The sequence below is a fragment of the Phormidesmis priestleyi ULC007 genome (assembly GCF_001895925.1).
Classification (GTDB): domain Bacteria; phylum Cyanobacteriota; class Cyanobacteriia; order Leptolyngbyales; family Leptolyngbyaceae; genus Phormidesmis_A; species Phormidesmis_A priestleyi_A.
Genome location: NZ_MPPI01000002.1, coordinates 36,124 through 46,113 on the forward strand (window position 1 = coordinate 36,124; position 9,990 = coordinate 46,113).

The 9,990-nt window shown below is 49.0% G+C and carries 10 protein-coding genes and 1 pseudogene; 6 read left to right on the forward strand and 5 right to left on the reverse strand.

The window, feature by feature from the left end:
* The first annotated feature begins 125 nt into the window (after window positions 1-125).
* From ndhN to BRW63_RS02555, 4 genes are all read left to right on the forward strand, one after another.
* Window positions 126-602 carry an NAD(P)H-quinone oxidoreductase subunit N gene (gene ndhN / locus BRW63_RS02540; RefSeq protein ID WP_073069352.1) on the forward strand — a complete coding sequence of 159 codons (477 nt, stop codon included), beginning with the start codon at window positions 126-128 and terminating at the stop codon, window positions 600-602.
* A gap of 123 nt (window positions 603-725) precedes the next feature.
* Window positions 726-1,877, forward strand: coding sequence for a circadian clock protein LdpA (gene ldpA / locus BRW63_RS02545; protein ID WP_073069353.1), 1,152 nt, complete (start codon window positions 726-728; stop codon window positions 1,875-1,877).
* Window positions 1,878-2,149: 272 nt separating this feature from the next.
* Entirely contained in the window at window positions 2,150-3,952 is a 1,803-nt protein-coding gene (locus BRW63_RS02550; protein ID WP_073069590.1) for a R3H domain-containing nucleic acid-binding protein, read from the forward strand.
* Between the two features lie 91 nt (window positions 3,953-4,043).
* Window positions 4,044-5,168, forward strand: a complete 1,125-nt coding sequence (locus BRW63_RS02555) for a histidinol-phosphate transaminase (protein ID WP_073069591.1) — start codon at window positions 4,044-4,046, stop codon at window positions 5,166-5,168.
* Here BRW63_RS02555 and BRW63_RS02560 read toward each other — a convergent pair.
* Window positions 5,165-5,656: a hypothetical protein gene (locus tag BRW63_RS02560; protein ID WP_073069354.1), complete on the reverse strand. Its 492-nt coding sequence runs from the start codon at window positions 5,654-5,656 to the stop codon at window positions 5,165-5,167. The two genes, BRW63_RS02555 and BRW63_RS02560, sit on opposite strands and share 4 nt — an antisense overlap.
* Before the next feature lie 392 nt (window positions 5,657-6,048).
* Between BRW63_RS02560 and BRW63_RS02565 the strand changes: the two genes are divergently transcribed.
* Both BRW63_RS02565 and BRW63_RS02570 read left to right on the forward strand, forming a co-directional pair.
* Window positions 6,049-6,276, forward strand: a complete 228-nt coding sequence (locus BRW63_RS02565; protein WP_073069355.1) for a hypothetical protein — start codon at window positions 6,049-6,051, stop codon at window positions 6,274-6,276.
* Window positions 6,277-6,324: 48 nt separating this feature from the next.
* Window positions 6,325-6,834 (forward strand): aspartyl/asparaginyl beta-hydroxylase domain-containing protein, encoded by a 510-nt coding sequence (locus tag BRW63_RS02570; protein ID WP_073069356.1) that lies wholly within the window; start codon window positions 6,325-6,327, stop codon window positions 6,832-6,834.
* Window positions 6,835-6,841: 7 nt separating this feature from the next.
* Here BRW63_RS02570 and BRW63_RS02575 read toward each other — a convergent pair whose 3' ends face one another.
* From BRW63_RS02575 to BRW63_RS02590, 4 genes and pseudogenes are all read right to left on the reverse strand, one after another.
* Window positions 6,842-7,618, reverse strand: a complete 777-nt coding sequence (locus BRW63_RS02575) for a peptidase (RefSeq protein WP_143161990.1) — start codon at window positions 7,616-7,618, stop codon at window positions 6,842-6,844.
* Between the two features lie 3 nt (window positions 7,619-7,621).
* Complete coding sequence (gene secG / locus BRW63_RS02580) at window positions 7,622-7,855, reverse strand: preprotein translocase subunit SecG (RefSeq protein ID WP_073069358.1); 234 nt, start codon at window positions 7,853-7,855, stop codon at window positions 7,622-7,624.
* Between the two features lie 67 nt (window positions 7,856-7,922).
* Entirely contained in the window at window positions 7,923-9,521 is a 1,599-nt protein-coding gene (gene gpmI, locus BRW63_RS02585; protein ID WP_073069359.1) for a 2,3-bisphosphoglycerate-independent phosphoglycerate mutase, read from the reverse strand.
* 253 nt (window positions 9,522-9,774) lie between these two features.
* A pseudogene (locus tag BRW63_RS02590) lies at window positions 9,775-9,990 on the reverse strand (ABC transporter ATP-binding protein); the annotation flags it as partial.

Sequence of the window (9,990 nt, forward strand, 5' to 3'; positions counted from 1 at the left end):
TCTAGAAACTTAAGATTAAAGCTATAGCATGTCTTCAAGGCTTCTCTCCCAAAAATTGAGGTCGTAGAAGCGGAAATACTATTTTGTTTTAGACAGCACAAAACCAAGGGGCGGAACACAAATCTATGGCACTGATCACAACAGGCGGACAACTGATTCGAGACTTAGAAAAATTTGGAGCACTGGGCGTATACGTCCCGCTAGAAGGCGGATTTGAAGGACGCTATCGACGGCGAATTCGGGCAGCAGGCTACACCTCTTTGAGCATCACCGCACGAGGATTGGGTGACGTTGCCATGTATTTGACGGGTGTACACGGCGTTCGTCCTCCTCACTTAGGCAAGAAAAGTTCGGGTTCTGGAGCAGCCGTGGGTTACACCTACTTTATTCCTCCGATCGTCAATACCCAAATCGAAAATCTTCCTCCCAAATCAAAAGGCTTGCTGCTGTGGATTATTGAAGGACACATTCTTTCTAGCCAGGAGCTAGAGTTTCTCTCTAACCTGCCTTCTTTAGAACCTCGACTCAAAATTGTGATTGAGTTAGGAGGAGAACGCTACTTCCGATGGACTCCGCTCAAAGACGCGATCGCTGCTGCATAAAGCCAAAAAAATTGTCGTCTCACCGATCCCATCTTCACAGCAACGAGGATGGGATCGTTTCGTAGTATGAAAATTTGTGCCGTTCGGCTCGTAATTATCTGACTGGCGCATTAGCATAGAGAAGTGACTGATTTCTTAAACCCTCTACGCTCACTCAAGGAAGGTCACTGGTTCAAGCTCATTTGTGGAGCGAGTTCCCACCACCTTCCTGCCATTCGGAGTCTTACGCTCGCCTATGCGATCGCGGGGGCAGACTGCATTGATGTCGCCGCTGACCCGGCCATTATCTCGACTGCGCGCGAAGCTTTAGCCGTGGCAAATAGTTTGGCTGAAGAGGCGCAAGAAAAAGGATTTGCCGCTAGAAAATCACCTTGGTTAATGGTGAGTCTCAACGATGGGGAAGACCCTCATTTTAGAAAGGCTGAGTTTAGCGCTGCCAACTGTCCGATCGAGTGTTCAAGACCCTGCGAATCAATTTGTCCTGCTGACGCGATCGTGTTCGATCGTCCAGACCATTTCTCTGGAGTGATTGATACCCTCTGCTACGGCTGCGGTCGCTGTTTGCCAATTTGCCCGATCCAACACATTTCTACTCGCTCTTATGTTTACACGCCAGAGGCGATATCTCCGCTGATTTTGCAAGCAGGGATAGATGCGATCGAGATTCACACTCAGCCTGGACGGTTAGCCGATTTTAAGCGATTGTGGAAGGCGATCGCGCCACAAGCCCATCAACTTAAGCTTATAGCCATTAGCTGTCCTGATGGCGAAGACTTGATTGATTATCTATGGGCAATCCACGAGACGATTTCTCCGCTTCCCTGTCATCTGATTTGGCAAACTGATGGTCGCCCAATGAGTGGTGACATTGGTGATGGAGCCACACGTGCCTGCGTTAAGTTAGGGCAAAAAGTTCTCGCCGCAGGGCTACCCGGATCGGTGCAGCTAGCTGGTGGAACAAATCGTCATACCGTTCCTAAACTCAGGACTTTAGGGCTGCTAAAGAATAAAAGTAGTACAATAGTATCAAAATCGATTTCAGGAATCGCTTACGGAAGTTATGCCCGGAGTTTGCTTTTGCCTATTCTCAGCCAATTAGACGCGATGGAGATTAAACCATTGAAGATTGCTCAAAAGATATATCACAACAGCCCCTCGCCCAGTGATCCAAACATCAACTCGCTGCTAACTCGTCTTGAATCGAGTCCTGCTCTCTTGTGGGAAGCCGTTGATCTAGCCCATCAGTTAGTTTCCCAACTCAAAAGCGCCTGTTAGCAGAAATTAGACCTTCAAACGACTCAGGTGCTTCAGAATACATCTACTAAGGTCAAAGACTCTCTACGCTAGCTGACAGGCTGCTTACGTTCTCGGTTTCGTTTCCTCAAGCTGTTTCACAAATTGTCATGGTGAATCGTAGCGATATTAACTTCTCAGACCCCTCATTCAACGCTGAATCTTCTCTTCATTTAACGTCTGCAAGCCAATCTCAACCAGACATTTCTAGTGCTGGAGATGGTGAAAATGCTGAAAGCCCTGTTGTACTGACTATGCAAAACACGGACGATCTCGATAAACTCCTGAGCATCTTGCCCGATCCGATTCGAGTGCGTTTAGAAGAACACCCTCAACTTGACAGCCTCATCGAAGTAGTGATGGATCTGGGAAGACGACCCGAAGCCCGGTTTCCTGGCAAAGCAGAATATTTGTCTGAAACACCCATCACCCAAAACGACCTCAACGAGAGCATTACCAGAGTGGGCGACTTTGGTGGAGACAATCGCGCTGGCATTGAGCGCACTCTGCATCGGATTAGCGCGATTCGCAACCGTCGTGGAGAAGTGATTGGTCTGACCTGCCGCGTGGGACGGGCGATTTTTGGCACGATCGGCATGATTCGCGATCTAGTCGAGAGCGGTCGCTCAATTTTGATGCTGGGTCGTCCTGGGGTCGGCAAAACAACGGCTTTAAGAGAAATTGCGCGCGTGTTGGCAGACGAGTTAGACAAGCGCGTCGTGATCATTGACACTTCAAACGAAATTGCTGGAGATGGAGACGTGCCCCATCCTGCGATCGGACGGGCCCGAAGAATGCAAGTTTCTCGCCCTGAGCTTCAGCACCAGGTGATGATCGAAGCCGTCGAAAACCACATGCCAGAAGTGATCGTGATTGACGAAATCGGCACCGAGTTAGAAGCTCTAGCAGCCCGCACGATCGCAGAACGTGGCGTTCAACTCGTCGGCACCGCTCACGGAAATCAGTTAGAAAACTTGATCAAAAATCCCACCCTCTCTGATCTAGTGGGAGGCATTCAGTCTGTGACATTGGGCGATGAAGAAGCGAGACGGCGCGGCAGCCAAAAGAGTGTTTTAGAACGCAAAGCCCCGCCAACATTTGACATTGCAGTTGAAATGACAGAGCGGCAAAAATGGGTAGTGCATGAACAGGTTGCAGAAACGATCGATATGCTGCTTCGGGGCAGGAAGCCCAACCCTGAAGTCAGAACCGTTAACGAGACTGGAGAAGTCACGGTGACTCATGAGTTGTCGAGCAGCCCAGAGATGCAAACTGGAGGGCGATCGCGATCGAGCAGTGTTCGCCATAATCCCCTCTCGATCGCGCCAACGTCATCTCAGGAAGGATTTTTTACTCCTCCTCCTCAAGGGCGCGGCTGGCGATCGTCTGGCAAGATCAAACCGACTCAAGCCGCGCCTCTGTCGCCCGAACAGCAAACCTTTGAGCAATTGCTGGATGTGTCTTTGAGCCGAGCGTTTGACGCGAGAGATGAAGGGCTACGAAGCGAAGATTCTGAGAATGGGGAGTATATTCCCGGCCCCAACGGCGAGGATTTGCCGTTACATATCTATCCCTATGGCGTGAGTCGGCATCAGTTAGATCAAGTCGTTCGCACGCTGAATCTTCCGGTCGTGTTGACCAAAGACATTGATAACGCGGATGCAGTTTTGGCACTGCGATCGCACGTCAAAAATCATTCTAAACTGCGCCATTTAGCAAAATCTCGTCAAATTCCCATTCACACACTCAAGGCTAGCAGTGTGCCGCAGATTGCCCATTCTCTGCGCCGACTGCTGAATATGGATGACCCCGCCATGCCTGACGCAGCCGAACTAGACCTGTTTGTACGAGGAGACAGCGAAGACGAACTTGAGGCACTCGAAGAAGCCAGACTTGCGGTGGAACAGATTGTCATTCCCAAAGGGCAACCAGTCGAACTCTTGCCACGCTCTGGGCTGGTTCGCAAAATGCAGCATGAGCTTGTAGAGCACTACCACTTGCAATCCCGCAGTTTTGGAGACGAACCAAACCGCAGACTGCGAATCTACCCAGCATAATCAAGAGTTTTGAGGTTTGAATTTAGGCACGTCGCTGCTAGACTCAAAACTCTCACAGATTGCTGTTCATCCCCTCAAAACTCTCTTTGCCATGCTTGAGTTCATTCGCTCAGACCTTGCCCAACTTGCGGCTTATAACACTCAACACACCGACAATTCTCAGGAATCTAAATCCTCAGAAATTTTGGTCGATCGAGTGGATGTCAACGAAAGTCCCTATGACTTGCCCGATGAACTCAAGCAAAAACTTAGCTGGACTTATCAGCAAGCAATCGAAAATAATCGCTATCCCGACGGTGGATATGAAAGCTTGAAACGCGCGATCGCTGACTATGTAAATGAGTCAGCTAACAACATCACCGCCGCTAATATCTCGATCGGCAACGGCTCGGATGAGTTAATCCGCTCTCTACTAATCGCAACTTGTATTGGGGGAGAAGGCTCAATTCTAGTCGCCGACCCAACCTTTTCGATGTATAGAATTCTGGCACAGACTTTAGGAGTTTCGGTGGTGACGATCGGGCGTTCTCTCACCAATTTTGAGATGGACTTAACAGAGGCTCAAACCGCGATCGCAGTCACCCAGACTCCTCCGATTCGAGCCGTTTTTGTCGTTCACCCCAACTCACCTACTGGAAACGCGCTCACCTTTGCAGAGTTATCTTGGTTGCGAAGTCTTCCTCAAAATATTTTGGTTGCAGTAGATGAGGCATATTTTGAGTTTAGTCAAACGAGCGTAGCCGACGAGCTGTTGCAACATCCAAATTGGGTAATTTTGAGAACGTTCTCAAAGGCATTTCGACTAGCCGCCCATCGAGTGGGGTATGCGATCGCCGATCCCGAATTAATCACAGCTTTAGAAAAAGTCCGTCTCCCCTACAATCTTTCCAGCTTTACTCAGGCAGCAGCTTTGGTGGCGGTCACTCATCGCCGTCAGCTACTCTCCACAATTTCGCTGACTTTGACTGAGCGAACCCGACTCACCCAAGCCCTTTCCCAGCACCCAGAATTTCAGGTTTGGGAGAGTGCCGCTAATTTTGTCTACTTACGTCTAAAAAACGCAGATGCTAACGAAAAACTGGCTACAATTTGTCAAACTCTTAAAGACCAGGGAACTTTGATTCGGCACACTGGCAACGGGCTGCGAATCTCGATCGGCACACCTGAAGAAAATCAGCGAACCATTGCGCGATTCAAAAAAGTTTCAAAGTACTAATTTTTAGGGATGATTTCTAAACTGCCCGAACCTTGACGCACCATTTGAATTGTATGAGGCAGAACCCCAACCAACAGCGCGAAAGCATCATCGGGCAACTGCGCGATCGTGTCTGCTCCAAAATAATTTTCAAACTGATTCAAAATCAACTGAGCGCGCTGCAACGGCACAGGGTTGTCGGTAAATTGCTGAGTTAGTCTGATCCACTGCCGTCTAATTAAATAGGCTTTCTGACGTTCCTCTTGATCTGCGGGGTGGATCAAAGAAAGATCACCTACGGGCAAAATTCCTTCGCAGTTGAGGTCAAAAAAGCTTCCGACAGCAGCACCAGGACCAGCAAACTCAGCGTGAAATCGCTTATAAATGATCAACCCATTGCGTCTGCGACTGTTAACGACCAGCAACTTTCCATCGTTTAGTTGAGTCAAAATATCCTGCACGATCGCGGGTTCGACAACGCCCTGATGATTCAGGCTCTCGTTTTTCATACGGTCGAAGCCTTGAAAGCTGGTAACACGGCTATGGCAGATGAGGGAGCAGTTTAGCAGTTGAAGTCAAATTGTCACAACATTAAGCACCAAGCTACCCAAATTACCTGGCTCCCTTGCTGTAACCGAAAGACATCAGTATAACGGTCTTTTAACCACAGACAGTTAACCTTGCAACTATATTCTAGGGTAACTCGCTAAGATCAGGAGAATTCGGTCAGGACTTTGAAGTATCTGTGAAGACAAACTCAAAATCTTAGAGAACTCTCCAATAAAATCTTTATAAAGATTAATATTATGTTGCTTTACCATCAATCAAGTCGTACAGAAACTCAGCCAAAATGATAAGCTCGATGACCTAAGGCGATTCTATCGAAGCAAACAGGTGAGTCATGAGTAATCAGCCGATCGAGCAAAGCTTTGATGAGAGCCTCAATTCTGGGCTAACGCCGCCGCCCCGCGAACCCTACCGATCGAGTTTGCAAGAAGACATCGGGCAAGGATGGGCGTTTGTGCAGTTTGTCTGGCGTATTTCAAAGCGAATTCGGGGAGGCAAAAACCGCATTCGTTTTATCGTTGGGCTAATTTTTTGGAAGCCTTTCTTGCCCGATGATCAGTAGAGGCATTGCAGAGTTTTGAGTGTTGTGTGTTGAGTTTCAAGCAACGTCATGTATTACGACCCGCATCAGTTTGAATTTGTCGATCGACTTGAGTCTAATTGGCTCGTTATCAAAGATGAACTCAGTCGCTTAACGGCTGAAGATTTCGTTCCCTATCCTGAAAGATATTTGCTGCAAAAGAAAACCGGGTGGGAGATTTTTGGCATTTATTTTTTAGGTGTTAAAATAGACATCAACTGCGAACTCTGCCCAGAAACCGCCAAATTAGTCAAAAGCATTCCTGGAATGGTCACAGCAGGCTTTTCTCGACTGGCACCAGGCGCGCATATTGTGCCTCATTCTGGCAAGCCAAGCAGTGTCTTGCGGTGTCACTTAGGGCTGTCAGTGCCTGAGAAATGCGCCCTTCGAGTCTCGTCAGACATCAAAGCGTGGGTCAACGGTGAGTGTCTTGTGTTTGATGACACCTCTGAGCATGAAGCCTGGAATCTGAGCGATCGCCACCGAGATATCTTGCTTCTCGACTTTAAAATTCCACCAGGTTTTGCTTTAGAGCGCTAGATATCAGTCACTCAGCGCCTTGCTCAGGCACTGCCCAACCCAAACGAGTCGGCTGTTCGTAAATTCGTTTTAAGGTGTTCATATCTCTGGGTGAGATCAACGGCGGATTGTGAACCTGAGAGAAATATAGGGCATCCGTTTCTAGAGAACTGTGCCCCCAAATTCCCAAGGCGTGACCCAATTCATGACGAGCCGATGCCAACACGTAGCTCTCTGCCTGATTGGGTTGCACTACAACCAGACAGCGATGCGCCAAAACTGGCAGCGCGTTGGGTATAGATTTTCTATAGAGTTCATATCGTGTTTCAGCCGCCCGAATTCGCTGTGAACCGAAGGGCTGTCCAGGTGCGACTCGAAGCGGCAAGAACGATCGCTGCACCACAATATCGCCTACTTCTACTCGATTGACGACTTGCAAAGGCAGGTAAACAGCCCACTCTTGCACCGCTTGACTCACTGCCTTAATCCAGGCTTGGGCGCGGGCAGGATTTGCGACTTCTGATGCCTCGATCGGCTGCACATAAACCTTAATCGGAAACTCTGACCACACTAAATAGTCAGGCTGAGTTTTTTGGACTTGATCGAAATAGTCTCCCCGATTTGCAGGGTCGCTCCATTGGGCTAGCAGCGGCGGTAAGGGGTGAGCTTTAAGGACTGGAAGTGTCTCTTGGGCGAGAGAAGAAGATTGCAAAATCACCAAAATCAGCGTCAGAAAAATGCCCCCAAACCAGCAAACCATTGCCAGAGGGTGCATTCTGCCTCGACGTAAATTCCATTTAGCCAATGCTTATCGACCTACCCAACCCGCACTGAGCACGATCGTCAAACCCATAAAGAGAACGGTAAGCGTCCAGGTGATGCGGTTGAGGGTCGTCTCAGCGCTTTTGGTACTCGTAAACAATTGAGCCTGTCCGCCCAACCCGCTCAAACCATCTCCTTTAGGGCTGTGCAGCAGCACGAGAATGATGATCCCGACTGCACAAAACATCCAAATCGTCCTTAGAATCAAAACCAGCGTCATGATGACAAATCCAATTAAAACAATTAGGTGAGTTGATCGTGACTTCTACAACTCGTCGCTAGATTCATTATCGCGCAATCTTGACCGGAGTTCGATTTGCCCGCACGTCAAATGCAGCAGATTCTACGATCGAGCGACCCGTCATCTCAGTGGGCTGCGGCAGCCTGAGAATATCTAAAATCGTCGGGGCAATGTCGGCTAACCGACCATCTTCTCTAAGAGCAACGTCTGTTCCGTGGCCGGGAATCTTCAGCCCTTCTCCTTCTACCAGGATAAACGGCACCGGGTTAGTGGTGTGAGCTGTCCAGGGGTTGCCGTTTTCGTCCCACATCAGTTCAGCATTTCCGTGGTCGGCAGTGATTATGGCAGTGCCTCCAGCGCGATTGACCTTTTCTAACAGGCGACCCAAACAGCGATCGACCGCTTCTAAAGCAGTGACTGTCGCATCCAGTTGCCCTGTGTGCCCCACCATATCGGGGTTTGCATAGTTGATGACCACCAGAGAATAGACTTGCTTCTCGATTGCCGCGGTCGCGACATCGGTGACTTTCTCTGCCGACATTGCCGGAGCGCTATCGTAAGTCATTACCATCGGACTCGGCACCAGTTCTCGATCTTCACCGGGGAACGGCTCTTCTAAACCACCGTTAAAAAAGTAAGTGACGTGGGCATATTTCTCAGTTTCTGCGGTGCGAAATTGGCGTAACCCATGCTCAGAAATGACTTGACCCAAAATGTTATTTAAGTTTTGCGGCTCAAACGCTACCAGAACCGGAAGCAATGCGTCGTATTGCGTAAACGTCACCAAGGGCAGGGGGCGAATCTGCTCTCGCTCAAAGCCTTTGAACTTGGGATCAGCCAGAGCTTGAGTCAGTTGACGCGCTCGATCGGGACGGAAGTTAAAGAAAATCACGCCATCCCCAGGGTTGATCGCACCCGGTGCGATGCGAGTTGGGATCACAAACTCATCGGTTTTACCTTCAGCGTAGGAGGCTTGTAAAACGTCTAGCGCCGATCGACCATCGCCTTCGCCATCTTGAGTCATCACGTCGTAAGCCAGTTTGACGCGATCCCATCGATGATCGCGATCGAGGCTGTAATAACGACCGCTCAGAGTGACAATGCGACCCGTGCCAATGCGATCGCAATAGTCTTGCAGCCGTTGAATTGCGTCTGCCCCTTCAGTTTGCTGAGTGTCTCGTCCATCGGTAATGGCGTGAATGCAGACATTCTCGATGCCTTGCTCTTTGGCCAAATCGAGCAAACCAAATAGATGACTGAGGTGAGAATGCACTCCACCGTCTGAACATAAGCCAACCAGGTGCAATTTTCCCTGATTGCGCTGCACCTCTTGGCAAACTTTCACTAGGTTGGGATTACTTAATAAGCTGCGATCTTCAACCGCATCTGAAATTCGCACTAACTCTTGAGGAACCACTCTGCCCGCACCAATATTGAGGTGCCCGACTTCTGAGTTGCCCATTTGCCCATCGGGTAACCCGACATCTTTCCCGGCTGTGCGAATCAACGTGTGGGGATAGGCTGCCCACAAGCTATTCATCACGGGTGTTTTAGCGGCGGCAATGGCGTTTCCGTCTGTTTCTTCGCGGTAACCCCAACCGTCTAGGATGATCAGCACTACAGGAGAGACAGGCACCTGTGCCATAAAGAATTCCTTCTAATGAATAATTTCTTCCGCAAATCATACCATTGCGATCGAGATCCTTAAAACGATTCACTCCCAGCAGATTCACTCTATATAAGAAGTAAATCTTAGGTTGTGCTGATGTGGAAATGATGGGATCTCGATCGCTGAGGTGACTATTGATTAACCGCTTGGAATGGTGAGCGTTCTATCACTTCACCTGAGTGCGAGTTTTCAAAGCTTTGTCATGACTTACCTCTTACTTTTACCGAAATTAACGGCTCTTTTGAGTTTTCTTTGTCTTTTCTTTCTCTTTCTGTTTTTCTCGCTTTGACTCAATTTTGGCGGTTTTCTCGGCTTCGATCGCGTCTAACCGCACTTTGTCTTTCTCTTCGGCAATTTTATCGAGATAGTAGTGATAGTCTCCACGATAGAGGCGCAGTTCGCCATCTCGGATCTCGACGATTTTGTTGACTGTCTGAGAAATGAA